The sequence below is a fragment of the Rhizobium sp. BK591 genome, from assembly GCF_014195045.1.
Lineage (GTDB): Bacteria > Pseudomonadota > Alphaproteobacteria > Rhizobiales > Rhizobiaceae > Rhizobium > Rhizobium anhuiense.
The window spans coordinates 332,597-348,196 of the sequence record NZ_JACIAZ010000005.1; the positions used below are offsets into that span (position 1 = coordinate 332,597).

The following is a 15,600-nucleotide window of genomic DNA, read 5'->3' on the forward strand; positions in this document are numbered from 1 at the left end:
TTTTACGATAACGACATGCGTAAAACAAAGACCTGAAGCGCGAGGAGCGAATCTGAAGGATCGCGACGCGCTTTGGGTTCAAGCATAGGCGGCCATATGCGGATCGGCGCTGACGAGCGCGCTGCGAAGCTTCTCCATCGCCCGGCTTTCGATCTGACGCACGCGTTCCTTGGAAATGCCGAGGTCGGCGCCGAGTTCTTCGAGCGTGGCTCCGTCCTCCGCCAGACGCCGGGCACTGATGATCTTCATCTCGCGTTCGTTGAGATGTTTCAGCGCCGAGGCGAGCCAGACGCGGCGGCGCTCGCCGTCGATCATGTTGGAAACCTGCTCATCCGGCAGGGGATCGTCACTGACGAGGAAATCCATCTTCTCCGCACTCTCGGCATCGCCGGAAACCGAAGGCGCCTGCAGCGAGGCATCGTTGCCAGAAAGCCTGGCATCCATGGTCTGTACATCGGCGAGGCTGACCCCGAGGGCAGCGGCGATTTCCTGGTGAATGGATTGCAGCGTCAGCTGCGTGTCACCCTTGGCGAGCTTGGCGCGCAGGCGACGCAGATTGAAGAACAGCGCCTTCTGCGCCGAACTCGTGCCGCCGCGCACGATCGACCAGTTGCGCAGGATATAATCCTGGATCGAAGCCCTGATCCACCAGCTTGCATAGGTCGAAAAGCGCACGTCGCGTTCCGGTTCGAAGCGGGCGGCGGCCTCCAGCAGCCCGACATAGCCCTCCTGCACGAGATCGCTCATCGGCAGGCCGAAGTTGCGGAACTTGCCGGCCATAGAGATGACCAGGCGCATATGGGCCATGGCGATCTGGTTGCGGGCACCGCGATCGTCGTGATCCTTCCAACGAGTGGCAAGATCGTGCTCTTCCTGACGGGCGAGATAGGGGGCGGCCATCGCGATTTTGATCATGCGCCGATCTGCAGACATGTTCTTCATTTCGATCTCCTGAAACAGGCCTCTCGCCCTAAAATGAACAATAAAACGCACCTTCCGGAACATCGCTGTTCCAGACTGAATGGGGTTCTGAATGCATAAAGGCCTCGCCCCTGGACTTTTCAGGGGGAGGCCCTATTTCTCATCATGTGCCGCTAAGACGGCCGGGCTGGACCTGTTTCTTCACGTTGCCGGATGGGCAATATTGAAAAGGCATGATCCGCTCCTCATCGAACATTGACGGAATAGCAGTTCGCCCGTCGAGGCCATTGCCCGCGAGCAGTCCGCAATTACGTGTGTTAAACGCGGCAGTCGGGAAAAAGTTCCAATAAAAAAACCCGGCGCGAAGGCCGGGTTTTTTGACAGGAAAACAGGCTCGCCTTATGCGGCTTCGTCCTGCGAATCGTCTTCTTCGATTGCCTTTCCGCGCTTCGGACCCTTGTTGAGATTGGTCTCGACGAGACGGACGGCTTCGGTTTCCGACATCTTGTTGACGGCGGCGATTTCGCGCGCCATGCGATCGAGCGCAGCCTCATAAAGCTGACGCTCGGAATAGGACTGTTCGGGCTGGTTCTCGGCACGATAGAGATCACGCACGACCTCAGCGATGGAAATCAGGTCGCCGGAATTGATCTTGGCATCATATTCCTGGGCGCGACGGGACCACATGGTGCGCTTGACGCGCGCCTTGCCCTGCACGACCTTCAAAGCACGCTCGACGAAATCCGTTTCCGAAAGCTTGCGCATACCGATGCTCATGGCCTTCGCGACCGGAACCTTCAGACGCATCTTGTCCTTCTCGAAATCGATAACGAAAAGTTCGAGCTTCATGCCGGCAACTTCTTGCTCTTCGATAGCGGTGATGGTACCGACGCCATGAGCGGGGTAGACGATCGATTCACCGGTCTTGAAGCCGTGACGTGCTGTAGAAGGCTTTTTCTGCTGAGTCGTCATTCTATTCAAAAACTCCCTGTTACGCATCCGGCGGCGGCCGGAGCCGGGTCAGTCAGGCCCGGGTGAGACGGTAGTATCCGTCGGGTGACTTCACTCTGGTCCTATCGGGCAAAAGCAAAGACTTTTTGCGCACGATCTTGGGACCCGGCGCTCAAAGCGTTGATATGTCACGGAAACCGCGTACGGATTTGTTTTGCTTTCGTGATGGTTTTGGGCATGCGTCATGCCACAAATGGAACAGTAGACGAAACCTATCATAAAAATATGAGGAAATCAATAATTTGCTTCGCTTGAGTCATGCGGGCAACACATGTCACCCATATGCCTCACGCAGCTTTTAGAGCCTTTCCTGGTCAGATTGAAGCATTCTGTTGGCTCAAACGGAGTCGGATGGTGACCGGCCGGCGCGCGTCGTAGCCCAGATCTACGGCCAACCCGGCCGATCGATCAGACGGCCCGCTTCAGCCAACCCTCTTGCAGATTTGCTTGGCAAATCTGCAAGACCTTAGAATCGCCGGACGCACCTGTTGCTTCGCATGGCGAAGCAGTGCGGCCGGTGGGCCGGGCATCTCTATGCCAGGTCAGAATGCTGCAATCTGACCAGGAAAGGCTCCAAACGTTTCGCCCCGCCACCGCCCGAATCCGGAGGCCGAATGTGGGCGCTGTCTCAATCGCCGGAACCGGGCTTCTCGGAGAAATACTTCTCGAATTTTCCGGTCTCGCCATCCATTTCCTTGGCCTCAGGCAACGGCTCCTTCTTGACCGTGATATTCGGCCAGATCGTCGCATATTCGGTATTGATCTTCAGCCATTTATCGAGACCCGGCTCGGTATCGGGCTTGATCGCCTCGGCGGGACATTCGGGTTCGCAGACGCCGCAATCGATGCATTCGTCGGGATGAATAACGAGAAAGTTCTCGCCCTCATAGAAGCAGTCGACAGGGCAGACTTCCACGCAATCGGTGTATTTGCACTTGATGCAATTGTCGGTCACGACATAGGTCATGAAGAACTCCAGGATTTCCATGCGATGGGGCCGGGCAACCTGGAACGTCGCGCCTATCCCCGTGCCGGAGGAAAAGCGTGGGCAGGCTTGGGCGGCAAGCACGCTTCCGGCAGGTTGACAGTGACCTATCGGCTTTGGCGCCGGATTTCAAGGATAAACGATCTGCAAAAGCCGCCAGCGCAGACAGAGTTTTCTAATCCTCGTCCGACATCAGCCTGTCGATTGCACGTCTTTCCTTTTTGGTCGGACGGCCGGTACCGGTCGCCCGGATCGCCTGTTCGTAGGGCGTGAGACGTTTTGCCTCATCAGGCGGCGGCGATTGATCGTCATACAGCAGGCGCGCCTCCTCGTAAGGTCCCCGCCGCTCACCGGCGAGGCGCACCACGAGAACGACGTCGCGCCGTTCCAGCGTCATCTCGATACGGTCACCCGGCTTGACCATCTGGCTCGGATGGCTGCAGCGTTCGCCGTTGATGCGCACATGGCCGGATTGGATTTGGCTCTGCGCCAATGAACGCGACTTCACCATGCGCGCGAAGAACAGCCACTTGTCGATGCGCTGGCGCGAACCGCTTGTCGGCTGTGTCTCCGCGCTCATGATTACTTCTTCATCTGCTCCTTGAGAGCCGCGAGCTTGGCGAAAGGCGAATCCGGATCGATCGGCTTCTCCTTGCGCGGCGGCTTGGCCTCGAAGCGCAGCGGCTGCGAGCCGCCGCGATTGTTGTTGCGGTCGTTACGATCGTTGCGGTCACCGCGATCCTTGCGGTCACCACGGTCCTGCCGGTCGCCGCGCGGCTGATCGCCCCGTGGCTGATTGTTGCGATCGCCCCTTGCCTGCTGCGGCCGGCCGCCATCGCGACCGCCGCCGTCCTTGCCGCGATTGTTGCGATTGTTGTCACGGCCTTCGCCGCGATTGCCCTCGCCGCCTTCACCGCCGCCCGGCCGACGATTGCGGTCGCCGCGTTCCTGGCCCTGGCCGCCACGGCGTTCGCCATGCCCGCCGCGCGCCTGGCGCTGATTGTCGTTGCGGCCGCCGAGACGCCACAGAAGAACCGGCTTCGGTTCGACCGGCTCGCCGGCGTCCTCAGCAGCGGATACCGCCGTCTCGGCAGACGCTTCCACCGAAGCGGCTGTCTCGGCTGCTTCGACAGGAGCAGGGGTTTGGACCGTTTCGGCCACGGGCGCGTCGGCAGCCACGGGCGCCGCCTCGGTTGCGGGCGCTTCGGCAGCAGTCTCTTCCGCCGCCCCGTCGGCATCGTCGTGATCGGCCTTTTCGGCTGTCTCATCCGCCGACGTTTCCGCGGTGGCGGCGGGCACTGAGGCCGCATCCTGCGCCGCAAGATGTGCCGATGCCTCTTCCGCCTTCACGGCATCGGCGCGATAGCCGAGACCCTTGAGGATTTCTTCCATGTCCTCGAGCGTCGCACCAAGAATCGACAGCATAGCCGTCGTCGTCGTGAAACGGCGGCCGTCATAGGCGCCCTCCGGACGATTATTCTGACCGGGCTTCCACTGCAGCAGCGGACGGATGATGTCGGCAAGCCGTTCCAGGATGTCGATTCGCACGGCACGCTTGCCGAGGAACCGGAAGCCGGCGAGCTTATAGAACATCCGCTCGAAGCTCGGGTCGGTGACGACGGAGGTGCGGCCGGCGGCAAGCACGGGAATGAGATCGCCGTAGCCCGGTTTGTCGAGACCGTCGTTCTTCAGCGCCCAGAGCAGCGTGATGAGCTCGGCCGGCGCCGGCTTCAGAAGTGCCGGAACGAAGATATGATAGGCGCCGAAACGCACGCCGTAGCGGCGCATGGAGGCGCGGGCATCCTGGTCCAGCGACTTCACCTCCTCGGTCACGTCGCGTCGGAACAGCACGCCGAGATTTTCGACGAGCTGGAAGGCAAGCCCCTTGGCAAGACCCTGCAGATCCTCGGCGCGCGACAGATCATCGAGCGGTTTCAGCACCGTGCTGATATGATGGTTGACGAAGCGTTCGATGCGGGCCGCAACGTGATCCCGGGCATTGCCCGTCAACTGCTCGTCGGCCAGCAGAAGCACGCGCGGACGCATGACGTGATCACTGCCCGAAAGCCGCGCCACCGGGTCGCCCAGCCAACGAATCAACCCATCCGAGCCGATCGCCAGATCACTATTGCCGGCGGCATGCATCCGCGCCGCGCGGGCTTCGAATTCGAGCGCGAGCGCCTTCTGCGACGCAGCCTGAACCGCCTTGGCATCCGGTCCGTCCGTTCCCGCCACCGGCGTGAAACGGAATCCGCTCAATTGCCCTACATGATGTCCTTCAACGAAGACATCACCATTCACACTGATTTCAGCTTCCAGCATCGCATTCTCTCTCAGGCGCTTCATGAGCACAGATGTCCTGCGATCAACAAAGCGTTTCGTCAACCTTTCATGTAACGCGTCGGACAATCGATCTTCGATTTCCCGCGTCTTTTCCTGCCAGTGTGTCGGATCGGCAAGCCAGCCAGGCCGATTCGAAACGTAGGTCCAGGTCCTTATCTGCGCGATTCGCGCCGAAAGCGTGTCAATTTCCCCATCTGTCCGATCGGAGCGATGCACCTGCTCCGCGAGAAACTGCTCATTCACCGTGCCATAGCGGACGAGATCGGAAAAGAGGGTCGAGATAAGATCGGCGTGTTGCGCAGGAGTGATACGCCGGTAATCGGGAAGCGCGCAAGCCTCCCAGAGTTTTTCGACGCGCGCCGGCCTGTCGGCGAGATCGATGACCTCTGGATAACGCGAAAGCTGTTCCAGCGCCTGCTGGTCGACAGCAGGCAGCGCTCGCGTCAGTCCCGGCACGCGCGGTCCCGCCTCAAGGCTTGTCCGCAAGGATTGAATCGAGGAGAAGTCCATCTCCGTCGTGCGCCATTGCAAAACCTTGACGTTGTCGAATTCGTGCCCCTCGATACGTTGCACCAATTCATCGTCGAAGGGCGAGACCTGTCCGGTGACGCCGAAGGTCCCGTCCCGCACGTGCCGCCCGGCGCGCCCGGCGACCTGGCCGAGTTCGCCCGGATTGAGATTGCGGAACTGGTAACCGTCGAATTTCCGGTCTTGGGCAAAGGCGACGTGATCGACATCGAGGTTGAGGCCCATGCCGATCGCATCGGTCGCCACCAGATATTCGACGTCGCCCGCCTGATAGAGTGCGACCTGCGCATTGCGGGTGCGCGGGCTGAGCGCGCCGAGCACGACAGCCGCGCCGCCACGCTGGCGGCGGATGAGCTCGGCGATGGCATAGACCTCGTCGGCCGAAAACGCGACGATGGCAGAACGCTGCGGCAGCCGGGTGATCTTCTTCTGGCCGGCATAGAAAAGATGCGAAAGCCGCGGCCGCTCGACGACAGTGATGCCCGGCAGGAGCTGCTGCAGGATCGGCCGCATCGTCGCCGCGCCAAGCAGCAGCGTTTCCTCACGGCCGCGAAGATGCAGAATGCGGTCGGTGAAGATATGACCGCGCTCGAGATCGCCGGCGAGCTGAACCTCGTCGATGGCAACGAAGGCGGCCTTGGTCTCACGCGGCATCGCCTCGACGGTACAGACGGAAAAACGCGCATTGGGCGGCGAAATCTTTTCCTCACCGGTGACCAGCGCCACATTCTGCACGCCGACCTTCTCCACCACCCGCGTATAGACCTCGCGCGCCAGCAGCCTGAGCGGCAAGCCGATCACGCCGGTCCCGTGCGCGACCATGCGCTCGATGGCATAATGGGTCTTGCCGGTATTGGTCGGTCCGAGCACCGCGGTCACACCGCGTCCACTCAGAATCATCGGCTGCGAAGTCAGAGTCATGGGTCCATGCAAATGAGGCGGGTGGCCCCAGGAAAATCTCAGCCCCACGAGGGAAGCTAAAGAACACATGGACAGCTGCCGCCGCAAACGCAAGGGCAGATTTCAAAATGCACCGGGGATTACGACCTTTGCGAGTCTTGTGGAACGTCTGAATTCACGATTCGGAACAGCGTGAGAACGAATCAGCGACGAATCGCTGACTCCAGCTGATTCAGCTTTTGTTCACGGCTAAGTATTGATTTTGAATCACTTTTTCCCACTAGATGCTGAATCGCGAGACTCCCTCCCATTCGCATTTTCGCCGTCGTGAGCGACGATTCCCGCGCCGATTTTGAACAGGCGAGAGCGTCCCGAAATTAACCTCTCGACCAAAGCCGGAACGAATCGGAGACGAATCGCTGACTCCGCGGTTTTCGCCTTTCGTTCACGACCAAATCTGGTGGCATCACCAGGTCCGGACGCTAGATGCGGAATCGGCAGCGGAACTCTTCGCCCGCCTCCTGGCATAGGCATTAATCTTTTTGAAGCCGGATTCAGACAGCGTTAAGTCAAGGCGGCCAATCGCGATGGGTCGATCAAAAGCGGAACGAATCGCTGACGAATCGGCGACACCGCGGCTTTCCCTCTTTGTTCACCGCAACATATTGTATTTAAATGTAATTTTAACCATAGCGGCAATTTTCCGAGATGACGGAAATTAACCGTGAATCACGCCCTTGTCACATTTCCAAGCTTAACCGGGAACAAAAATCGCCAATGCGTGTTTCTGGTCCATCCAAATTGCGGATGAAATGAAGGAAACACACCATGCTTGGCACGATACTTCTAATTATCCTCATTCTGCTCTTGATCGGAGCCTTGCCGAATTGGGGTTACAGCCGTGGCTGGGGCTATGGACCTTCTGGCGGTTTGGGGCTAGTTCTCGTGATTATCATTATCCTTGTACTAATGGGCCGCATCTAAAGGCCAACGAACCTGGGGAGTTACGACATGATGAAGAAGATTGTTCTTATTGGTGCGCTGGTCGGCGCTCTGGCATCCTGCACAGCAACCGAGCAAGGTACGGCGATCGGCGCCGGCACCGGTGCGGTCATCGGCGGTGTCGTCACCAACAGCTGGGGCGGTGCCGCCGTCGGCGCCGTGGCCGGCGGTCTAACCGGCGCTCTCATCGGCCACTCGGTCGAACGCCGCGGCTACTGCGTCTATCGCGACCGCTACGGCCGCCGCTACGAGGCTCGTTGCCGCTAATCGGCAAAACCATATCGGACTCCCAACGGGCGCTTCTGCGCCCGTTTTTTTGGCCTGCCGCATCCGTCAACGAGACGTTGACAATCGGTTATGAAAGCCACACCTACTGCTACCCAACAGGCAGGCACATATTTCCTTCACCAGCGCAACGGACAGGCACAGCCGCCCGGCGCACCGGAAAGGAACGCTTTCATGATCCAGATTTTCCTGAATTCCCTTGTCGCCGTTCTCATCGCATCGGCCTCTCTGACGACTGCGATAACAGCCCTTAGCAGCCAGGATCGCTCGCTGCGGAAAGTACCGGTCAAGGTTCGGACAGAGCGGCAACCGAATGCCGACCGCCGCTCTTAATCCCGTAAATGATCAAAGCGATGGCGCGTCCTGCCGGACGCGCCATCGCTTTGATCTGCGTATAACCGTTTAAAGGAATAATTAGGCGAAGAACTGTCCGCCATTGGCCGTCAGCGTCGAACCGGTGATGAAGCCGGCATCGTCGGAGATGAGGAAGGTGACGCAGCGCGCGATCTCTTCCGGCTCGCCGAGACGGCCGACGGGGATCTGCGGAATGATGCGTTCGTTCAGCACCTTCTCCGGCACGGCAAGCACCATTTCCGTGCCGATGTAACCGGGGCAGATGGCGTTGACGGTGATGTTCTTGGCTGCCCCTTCCTGGGCCAGCGCCTTGGTGAAGCCGAGATCGCCCGCCTTGGCCGCCGAATAATTCACCTGGCCCATCTGGCCCTTCTGGCCGTTGATCGACGAGATATTGACGATGCGGCCGAAGCCGCGATCGCGCATGCCGGTCCAGACCTGATGCGTCATGTTGAACAGGCCGGTGAGGTTGGTATTGATCACCTCGTGCCACTGCTGCGGCGTCATCTTGTGGAACATCGCGTCGCGGGTGATGCCGGCATTGTTGACGAGGATTTCGACCGGCCCGATCTCGCTTTCGATCCTGGCGATCCCTTCGCCGCAGGCAGCGTAGTCGGAAACATCCCATTTGAACACCGGAACGCCGGTGACATCGTGAAAGGCTTTGGCCTTCTCGTCGTTGCCGGCATAGCTGGCCGCGACCCTGTATCCGGCATTTTTCAGTGCCATGGATATTGCCGCGCCGATGCCGCGTGTACCCCCGGTGACCACAGCCACTCTGCTCATGCTTCGCTCCCCTTTTGTTTTTCGCCCCGCCGCATGGCGGGATTTTCAATCAATCCTGGATCGTATGCTATTTAAAGCGCTTCAAAGCACATGGCCACACCCATGCCGCCTCCGATGCAGAGCGTGGCGAGACCCTTCTTGGCGCCGCGGCGCTTCATTTCGAACAGCAGTGTGTTGAGAACACGCGCGCCGGACGCGCCGATCGGATGGCCGATCGCGATCGCGCCGCCATTGACGTTGACGATCGCCGGGTCCCATCCGAGATCCTTGGTGACAGCGCAGGCTTGCGCCGCGAAAGCTTCGTTCGCTTCGACGAGATCGAGATCGTTCACCGACCAGCCGGCCTTTTCGAGCGCCTTGCGCGAAGCCGGGATCGGCCCGGTGCCCATAATGGAAGGATCGACGCCCGCCGTTGCCCAGGAAACGATGCGGGCGAGCGGCTGGATGCCGCGCCGGACGGCTTCCGCTTCGCTCATCAGCACCGCCGCAGCGGCGCCGTCGTTAAGGCCGGATGCATTCGCGGCCGTCACAGTGCCGTCCTTGTCGAAGGCCGGGCGCAATTTCCCCATCGCTTCCAGTGTGGCGCCGTGACGGATATATTCGTCGGCATCGACCGTAACGTCGCCCTTACGTGTCTTGATGACGTAGGGGATGATCTCGTCGGCAAAACGGCCGGCCTTTTGCGCCGCTTCCGCCTTGTTCTGCGAAGCCACGGCGAACTGATCCTGGTCGTCGCGCGACAGCTGCCACTGACGCGCGACATTTTCGGCGGTGATGCCCATGTGATAACCATGGAAGGCGTCGGTCAAACCGTCCTTGATCATCGTGTCGACCATCTTCATGTCGCCCATCTTGACGCCGCTGCGTAAGTGCGCGGCATGCGGGGCCATCGACATGGATTCCTGGCCGCCGGCAACGATGATCTTGGCGTCGCCGGTGGCGATCTGCTGCATGCCGAGCGCGACCGCGCGCAGGCCCGAGCCGCAGAGCTGGTTGACGCCCCAGGCAGTCGCCTCCTTCGGAATGCCGGCCTTTATCGCCGCCTGGCGGGCCGGGTTCTGGCCCTCGCCGGCGGCAAGCACCTGGCCGAGGATCACCTCATCCACCTCGCCGGCATCGACGCCGGCGCGCTCGAGCGCCCCCTTTATGACCGCCGCCCCGAGCTCATGCGCGAGGACCGTCGCGAAAGCGCCGTTGAACGAGCCGACTGCTGTTCGCCCTGCACTGGCGATGACGATGGATGAATTGCTCATGGGGACGCTCCTCGTTTTCGTCTCACTTACATAAGGAGAAACTGGCAAAGCTTGGAGCACAAGTCAAACGCGAAGACCGGCTGCCGCCATTTTTCAGCCGAAGCGCTCCCAAGCCCGATTCATCTGCTCTGTTAAAGGTTTGCCGCATCGCACAAAGAGATTGTCACCGGCCTTCTTTTGCGTTTACAGTCTCAAGTGGAGGAAGATCCATAAATCAGACGGGGGTTCAGGAGACTGATATGGCGAAGCATGAGGGTCAGATCGTTATCAAGAAATACGCCAATCGCCGCCTATATAACACCGGCACCAGCACCTATGTGACGCTGGAAGACTTGGCGGAGATGGTGAAGAAAGGCGAAGACTTCACCGTACAGGATGCAAAAAGCGGAGATGACATCACCCATTCGGTGCTGACCCAGATCATTTTCGAACAGGAATCGAAGACCGGCAACACGTTGCTCCCGATCTCCTTCCTGCGCCAGCTCATCACCTATTACGGCGACCAGATGCAGATGGTGGTGCCGAGCTTTCTCGAACATTCGATGCGCGCCTTCACCGAACAGCAGTCGCAGATGCGCGAGCAGGTGAACCGCGCCTTCGGCGAGACGCCGCTCGGCAAGAACCTGCAATTGCCGATGCAGATGGTCGAAGATCAGGTTCGCCGCAACACCGAGCTGTTTCAGCAGGCGATGCAGATGTTCTCGCCCTTCATGACGCCGCCTGCCAAGGAAAGCCGCAAGGCCGAGGCCAAGGATATCGATGAGCTGAAGGAACAGCTCCGCGCCCTTCAGAACAAACTCGACAACCTATAATCCGATCGAGACATCACGCCCGGCGCTCCGGATCGAGACGGCAAAACCGCCGATCACATCGATCAGGGCGATCGTCATCAAAATGAAGAATACCTGCGTCGCAGCATCCCGGACGAGCAGAAACTCGACCAGGAAGGCGATGAACACCAGCATCGACAACATATGGTTGACGAGATTGCCGGGGCCGGTTCTGGTCGCCTTGAGGATTTCGAAGAACAGCACGACAAGGGCGATGACGATGAACAGATCGCCGAGCGCCATGCTCCAGATCGCGCCCGAGATCATCGACAGCACGATGACATCATGCTGCAGGGCCGGAATGCCGCCATCGCCCATCAGGCCCAGCATCGCCAGATTGTAAAGAATAAACGGGATAATCATCAGCGGCATTGCGGCTATCATCGGCAGTCTCCTCAGCGCAAGAAGAATACTGCCGCAAACCGCTGCCAGACCGCAAGTCATTGCAAATATTATACCGTCGAAATAGAAAAGGCCGGCGTGACGCCGGCCTTGAAACTTTCGATCGGACAAGCCGGATCAGGAAATTATGCGCTTTCCTTCGGCGTCAGAACCTGGCGGCCGCGATACATACCGGTCTTCAGGTCGATATGGTGCGGGCGGCGCAGTTCGCCGGAGTTCTTGTCTTCGACATAGGTCGGAGCCTTCAGTGCATCTGCCGAACGGCGCATACCGCGCTTGGACGGGCTTGTTTTTCTCTTCGGTACAGCCATTTCTCTTACTCCACTTGCGGGCAAAACATTCCCACGGCCAGACTGGCGGCCGAAACGGACATGTCGCGATTTCGGAATTTGGCGCGCTTATACATGCAAGGGGTGGCCTTGACCAGTCCCCATGCGTATTTTTTGCGAAGCCGATGATTCCGGGCTCAGACTTCGTCTTCCGGCACGATCCAAGGCTCCGCGCGGGCCGCCTCTTCCCATTTTCGCCAGGCCGGATGCGCCTTCATGGTCTCCATATAGGCCAGCGTATCGTTTCGGCTGACGAGATCATAAATGTCGAAGCGGTTGACGACGGGCGCAAACATCGCATCCGCCCCGCTGAACGCACCAAAGAGAAACGGTCCGCCGGATTGCTGCAACAGGTCGCGCCAGATTGTCTCGATGCGGCTGATATCGGCGTCGACACCATCCGGCAATGCGATCTTGGCCTTCGGCCGGCGGATATTCATCGGGCAGGCGTTGCGCAGCGCCCGAAAGCTCGAGAGCATTTCCATCGAAACCGAACGGGCAAGCGCCCGCTCGGCCCGATCCCCAGGCAGAAGGCCGGCCTCCGGATAAAGCTCGGCGGCGTATTCGATGATCGCCAGCGATTCCCAGATCTTCAACGCGCCGTGCTTGAGAAGCGGCACTCGCCCGGTCGGCGAAACCGCCTTGATATGGGGATTGCCACCAGGATAATCGAAGGGGATCAGGACTTCCTCGAAATCGATGCCGACGCCCGTCAGCGCCATCCAGGGCCGAAACGACCAGGAGGAATAGTTCTTGTTGGCGATATAGAGCGTCGGTTTGTCCATGGGCCTCCTCCGTTCAGGCTTCGAAATCAAAGATCAGCAATTCGTGGAAATGGTTCATGTCCTCGAACACGCAGAATGCCGGCGGGGTAAGCTCGAAAACGGGAGCCTTGCGGCGGATATCCTCGGCCACGTCATCGAGCATCGCCTGCCAGCGCGGCAAGGCTCCGTCCTCAAGCCGTTCGACCGCATAGGCGAAGGTCATGTGGAACTTATAATCCTCGTGGTTCGGCTGGCGATAGCCGAGAAGATCGGCCAGCGCGTTGCGCCAGGCGCGCATGACCTTGCGGTCCGTCTCCGTCGCCCCGTCGACGAGCAGGCCCGACGGGCGAGCTTCGACGATCGCGACCCTGAAGGGGTCAGCCATCGAGAAACCTTCGAGCCTGGCCGCCATCAACTCGGTCATGTCTTCGATCGGCGTATCGAGCGGCAGATCGCCCGGCCAGCAATCCTGCCGGCGCCGGGTTTCGATGACGCCTTCGAAAAGTGTCATGTGAAGACTTGATATCGGCGTAAAGAGGAACTGCGGAGCCTCGGGCATGGCCAGATATGTCTCGCGCGCCTCGATCAGCGCCATCTGCGTCTGCGAACCCTTCTCGATATGGCAGACGATGGTGTTGCCGGCTTCCGGGAGAAAGCCGCCGATTTTGCGATAGCGGCTGCCGAGATGGGCGGGCGGGTTCGGATTGTGCGTCTTCGAATAAGAGAGAAGCTCGGGCGAAAATGTCGTGATGGTCATGGGCGAATCAGGGCTCTGGTTGGACTGCATCCGTCCATATGGCAGAACCAAGAATGTCAGATGACGCTTACCGCCTCTAGAGCATGATGCCGAAAAGTGTGCGCGGTTTTCTCATGACATCACGCTCTCACAATATAATTTAGAACAGGATTCAGATTTCAGGCCGCCCCCGGGCTAAAATCATCCTGTTCTGACGACAAGTTCTGATGTCAATCTCTGATGTCAATCATAGATGCACTTGATGTAATCGCCCGAACCTTGCGCACGCCTCTCGATCACGCCGGCAAGCCGGCGAAGGCCGCGTCCGGGCTTGCCGGCATTGCGGTCGATCGGGTTCGGCAGCGAGACGGCTAGCAGCGATGCCTGGCGCCGCGTCAGCTTCGAGGCCGGCACCTTGAAATGATGCTGGGCGGCCGCCTCGATGCCGTAGATGCCGGGGCCCCATTCGGCGATATTGAGATAGATTTCCATCAGCCGCCGTTTCGACAGGACGAAATCCGTGGCGACCGCAAGTGGAAGCTCCAGCGCCTTGCGCACAAAGGAGCGGCTGTTCCAGAGGAAGAGGTTTTTCGCCGTCTGCATCGGGATGGTGCTGCCGCCGCGCGTCGCCTGGCCTTTCAGCGTATCCTCGACCAGCATGCGCATTTCAGCCCAGTCGACGCCGCCGTGAAAGCAATATTGCCCGTCCTCCGACATCATCACCGACTGCACCACGACCGGGGCGATGTCATCCAGCGACACCCATTGCCTGTCGTAACCGCGCAGCAGAAGAAGATCGCGCAGCATCAGCGTCGAGACGGGGTGAATGAAGGGCAGCAGATAGAAAAAGATCAACGCGTAGGGAAGGATCAGAAAGACCAGGACGGCAAGAACAATGCGTTTCAACACGCGCCGATCTCCGAACCGCCGATCTCCGAACCATTGCCGACGAACCGGCATGTCGACGCTGTCCTCTCTCTCCGGCGCTATATCCAATGTTCCCCAGTCCGATTTCGCTCCTCTCGTTCTCATAGCGCCTGTACAGAGCTTATGCCAGAGTGCGTGGTGAATCTTGCCGCTGTCATCGACAATTCCGTTGCAAGCCCGGGGGCGCTCATGCCAAACAGCGCCCATGGACGCGAACCGGGACACTTTCGAAACGAGGCTGAAGAACAACGCCCACGAGATCGAGGCGCTGCTCGACGCATTGCTTTCACCAAGCATCCTTTCCGATGAAATCGCCAGGCCCGAAAGGCTGCGCGATGCCATGCATTATGCCGTGCTGAACGGCGGCAAGCGGCTGCGCCCATTCCTGGTCGTCGAAAGCGCTGCCCTTCTCGGCGGCAACGCTGAGGCAGCACTTCGCGTCGGCGCGGCACTCGAATGCGTCCACTGCTATTCCCTCGTCCATGACGACCTGCCGGCCATGGACGATGACGACCTGCGCCGCGGCAAACCAACGGTACACATTAAATTCGATGAAGCGACCGCGATCCTCGCCGGCGACAGCCTGCTGACCTACGCCTTCGATATCGTCGCCGCGCCGGAAACGGCGCTTCCCGATACCAGCAAGGCATCGCTGGTGCTGGCCCTTGCCCGCGCCGCCGGTCTTGGCGGCATGGCCGGCGGCCAGGCCCTCGATCTGGCAGCGGAAAAACAAGCCCCTGACGAGGCCGGCATCATCCGCCTGCAGGCGATGAAAACGGGCGCGTTGATCCGCTTCGCCTGCGAAGCCGGCGCCATCATCTCGGCAAGTGCGCCGGAAGACCGCCGCCGCCTGCGCGCCTTCGGCGAAAAGATCGGCCTTGCCTTCCAGCTGGCCGACGACATTCTTGACCTGACTTCGGACACCGAGACCATGGGCAAGGCGACCGGCAAGGACGCAGCCCGGGGCAAGGGAACGCTCGTCGCCCTGCGCGGTATGGAATGGGCCGAGCGCCAGCTCCACCAGCATGTCCGCGATGCCGAGGCGCTGCTTACCCCTTACGGCGCCCGTGCCTCGACCCTTACCGCTGCGGCGCATTTCATCGCCGACCGGAAGAGCTAGAGCAATTCCAGGAAAAGTGCGAAGCGGTTTTCCCAGGCAAAGCGCGACGCGTTTTTACCGGGAATTACGTAAAACAAAGGAATAGAGTGGTTCTGCGCTTCCGTTAAAAGCTGAACCGCTCTAT

At 59.8% G+C, this 15,600-nt stretch carries 17 protein-coding genes; 5 read left to right on the plus strand and 12 right to left on the minus strand.

Going from position 1 to position 15,600, the window contains the following annotated elements; all coding sequences use genetic code 11:
- Positions 1-78 precede the first annotated feature (78 nt).
- The 5 genes from FHX10_RS23580 to FHX10_RS23600 all read right to left on the minus strand — a co-directional run bounded on the left by FHX10_RS23580 (position 79) and on the right by FHX10_RS23600 (position 6,709).
- On the minus strand, positions 79-942 hold the full coding sequence (locus tag FHX10_RS23580) for an RNA polymerase factor sigma-32 (protein WP_018244054.1): 864 nt from the start codon (positions 940-942) through the stop codon (positions 79-81).
- Positions 943-1,320: 378 nt separating this feature from the next.
- Entirely contained in the window at positions 1,321-1,893 is a 573-nt protein-coding gene (locus FHX10_RS23585; RefSeq protein WP_003543775.1) for a CarD family transcriptional regulator, read from the minus strand.
- 667 nt (positions 1,894-2,560) lie between these two features.
- Entirely contained in the window at positions 2,561-2,899 is a 339-nt protein-coding gene (gene fdxA, locus FHX10_RS23590; protein WP_007632346.1) for a ferredoxin FdxA, read from the minus strand.
- 193 nt (positions 2,900-3,092) lie between these two features.
- A complete protein-coding gene (locus FHX10_RS23595) occupies positions 3,093-3,497 on the minus strand; it encodes an RNA-binding S4 domain-containing protein (protein ID WP_028756524.1) in 405 nt (134 codons plus the stop codon).
- A 2-nt stretch (positions 3,498-3,499) separates the two neighbouring features.
- Entirely contained in the window at positions 3,500-6,709 is a 3,210-nt protein-coding gene (locus FHX10_RS23600) for a helicase-related protein (RefSeq protein WP_028756525.1), read from the minus strand.
- Positions 6,710-7,516: 807 nt separating this feature from the next.
- Here FHX10_RS23600 and FHX10_RS23605 point away from each other — a divergent pair.
- The 3 genes from FHX10_RS23605 (at position 7,517) to FHX10_RS23615 (ending at position 8,308) form a co-directional block, all read left to right on the plus strand.
- Entirely contained in the window at positions 7,517-7,672 is a 156-nt protein-coding gene (locus FHX10_RS23605; protein ID WP_017962528.1) for a DUF3309 family protein, read from the plus strand.
- Positions 7,673-7,699: 27 nt separating this feature from the next.
- The gene (locus FHX10_RS23610; protein WP_018244057.1) at positions 7,700-7,957 is read left to right on the plus strand and encodes a YMGG-like glycine zipper-containing protein; all 258 of its coding nucleotides are present in this window, start codon (positions 7,700-7,702) and stop codon (positions 7,955-7,957) included.
- 192 nt (positions 7,958-8,149) lie between these two features.
- Positions 8,150-8,308, plus strand: a complete 159-nt coding sequence (locus FHX10_RS23615; protein ID WP_176707329.1) for a hypothetical protein — start codon at positions 8,150-8,152, stop codon at positions 8,306-8,308.
- 81 nt (positions 8,309-8,389) lie between these two features.
- Here the strand turns inward: FHX10_RS23615 and FHX10_RS23620 are convergent, their stop codons facing one another.
- On the minus strand, positions 8,390-9,115 hold the full coding sequence (locus FHX10_RS23620; protein WP_063473842.1) for a beta-ketoacyl-ACP reductase: 726 nt from the start codon (positions 9,113-9,115) through the stop codon (positions 8,390-8,392).
- 71 nt (positions 9,116-9,186) lie between these two features.
- The gene (locus tag FHX10_RS23625) at positions 9,187-10,368 is read right to left on the minus strand and encodes an acetyl-CoA C-acetyltransferase (protein ID WP_028756527.1); all 1,182 of its coding nucleotides are present in this window, start codon (positions 10,366-10,368) and stop codon (positions 9,187-9,189) included.
- Between the two features lie 239 nt (positions 10,369-10,607).
- Here FHX10_RS23625 and phaR point away from each other — a divergent pair, with 239 nt between their 5' ends.
- Positions 10,608-11,180, plus strand: coding sequence for a polyhydroxyalkanoate synthesis repressor PhaR (phaR, locus tag FHX10_RS23630; RefSeq protein WP_028756528.1), 573 nt, complete (start codon positions 10,608-10,610; stop codon positions 11,178-11,180).
- On the opposite strand, the gene FHX10_RS23635 is transcribed toward phaR, so the two are convergent.
- The 5 genes from FHX10_RS23635 to mtgA all read right to left on the minus strand — a co-directional run bounded on the left by FHX10_RS23635 (position 11,175) and on the right by mtgA (position 14,425).
- Entirely contained in the window at positions 11,175-11,582 is a 408-nt protein-coding gene (locus tag FHX10_RS23635) for a hypothetical protein (RefSeq protein ID WP_028756529.1), read from the minus strand. The two genes, phaR and FHX10_RS23635, sit on opposite strands and share 6 nt — an antisense overlap.
- Positions 11,583-11,725: 143 nt before the next feature.
- Positions 11,726-11,911 carry a 50S ribosomal protein L32 gene (gene rpmF / locus FHX10_RS23640; protein ID WP_003543812.1) on the minus strand — a complete coding sequence of 62 codons (186 nt, stop codon included), beginning with the start codon at positions 11,909-11,911 and terminating at the stop codon, positions 11,726-11,728.
- A 155-nt stretch (positions 11,912-12,066) separates the two neighbouring features.
- The gene (locus FHX10_RS23645; protein ID WP_028756530.1) at positions 12,067-12,714 is read right to left on the minus strand and encodes a glutathione S-transferase family protein; all 648 of its coding nucleotides are present in this window, start codon (positions 12,712-12,714) and stop codon (positions 12,067-12,069) included.
- A 13-nt stretch (positions 12,715-12,727) separates the two neighbouring features.
- On the minus strand, positions 12,728-13,450 hold the full coding sequence (locus FHX10_RS23650; RefSeq protein WP_063473843.1) for a DUF1868 domain-containing protein: 723 nt from the start codon (positions 13,448-13,450) through the stop codon (positions 12,728-12,730).
- A 222-nt stretch (positions 13,451-13,672) separates the two neighbouring features.
- The gene (mtgA, locus tag FHX10_RS23655; RefSeq protein WP_028756532.1) at positions 13,673-14,425 is read right to left on the minus strand and encodes a monofunctional biosynthetic peptidoglycan transglycosylase; all 753 of its coding nucleotides are present in this window, start codon (positions 14,423-14,425) and stop codon (positions 13,673-13,675) included.
- Between the two features lie 136 nt (positions 14,426-14,561).
- Here mtgA and FHX10_RS23660 point away from each other — a divergent pair, with 136 nt between their 5' ends.
- Positions 14,562-15,476 carry a polyprenyl synthetase family protein gene (locus FHX10_RS23660; protein ID WP_028756533.1) on the plus strand — a complete coding sequence of 305 codons (915 nt, stop codon included), beginning with the start codon at positions 14,562-14,564 and terminating at the stop codon, positions 15,474-15,476.
- Positions 15,477-15,600: the final 124 nt, after the last annotated feature.

Bases quoted from the DNA above. Each gene is read 5' to 3' on its own strand.
- FHX10_RS23580 (WP_018244054.1), bottom strand. From the start codon at position 942: ATGAAGAACATGTCTGCAGATCGGCGCATGATCAAAATCGCGATGGCC.
- FHX10_RS23585 (WP_003543775.1), bottom strand. From the start codon at position 1,893: ATGACGACTCAGCAGAAAAAGCCTTCTACAGCACGTCACGGCTTCAAG.
- fdxA (WP_007632346.1), bottom strand. From the start codon at position 2,899: ATGACCTATGTCGTGACCGACAATTGCATCAAGTGCAAATACACCGAT.
- FHX10_RS23595 (WP_028756524.1), bottom strand. From the start codon at position 3,497: ATGAGCGCGGAGACACAGCCGACAAGCGGTTCGCGCCAGCGCATCGAC.
- FHX10_RS23600 (WP_028756525.1), bottom strand. From the start codon at position 6,709: ATGACTCTGACTTCGCAGCCGATGATTCTGAGTGGACGCGGTGTGACC.
- FHX10_RS23605 (WP_017962528.1), top strand. From the start codon at position 7,517: ATGCTTGGCACGATACTTCTAATTATCCTCATTCTGCTCTTGATCGGA.
- FHX10_RS23610 (WP_018244057.1), top strand. From the start codon at position 7,700: ATGATGAAGAAGATTGTTCTTATTGGTGCGCTGGTCGGCGCTCTGGCA.
- FHX10_RS23615 (WP_176707329.1), top strand. From the start codon at position 8,150: ATGATCCAGATTTTCCTGAATTCCCTTGTCGCCGTTCTCATCGCATCG.
- FHX10_RS23620 (WP_063473842.1), bottom strand. From the start codon at position 9,115: ATGAGCAGAGTGGCTGTGGTCACCGGGGGTACACGCGGCATCGGCGCG.
- FHX10_RS23625 (WP_028756527.1), bottom strand. From the start codon at position 10,368: ATGAGCAATTCATCCATCGTCATCGCCAGTGCAGGGCGAACAGCAGTC.
- phaR (WP_028756528.1), top strand. From the start codon at position 10,608: ATGGCGAAGCATGAGGGTCAGATCGTTATCAAGAAATACGCCAATCGC.
- FHX10_RS23635 (WP_028756529.1), bottom strand. From the start codon at position 11,582: ATGATAGCCGCAATGCCGCTGATGATTATCCCGTTTATTCTTTACAAT.
- rpmF (WP_003543812.1), bottom strand. From the start codon at position 11,911: ATGGCTGTACCGAAGAGAAAAACAAGCCCGTCCAAGCGCGGTATGCGC.
- FHX10_RS23645 (WP_028756530.1), bottom strand. From the start codon at position 12,714: ATGGACAAACCGACGCTCTATATCGCCAACAAGAACTATTCCTCCTGG.
- FHX10_RS23650 (WP_063473843.1), bottom strand. From the start codon at position 13,450: ATGACCATCACGACATTTTCGCCCGAGCTTCTCTCTTATTCGAAGACG.
- FHX10_RS23660 (WP_028756533.1), top strand. From the start codon at position 14,562: ATGGACGCGAACCGGGACACTTTCGAAACGAGGCTGAAGAACAACGCC.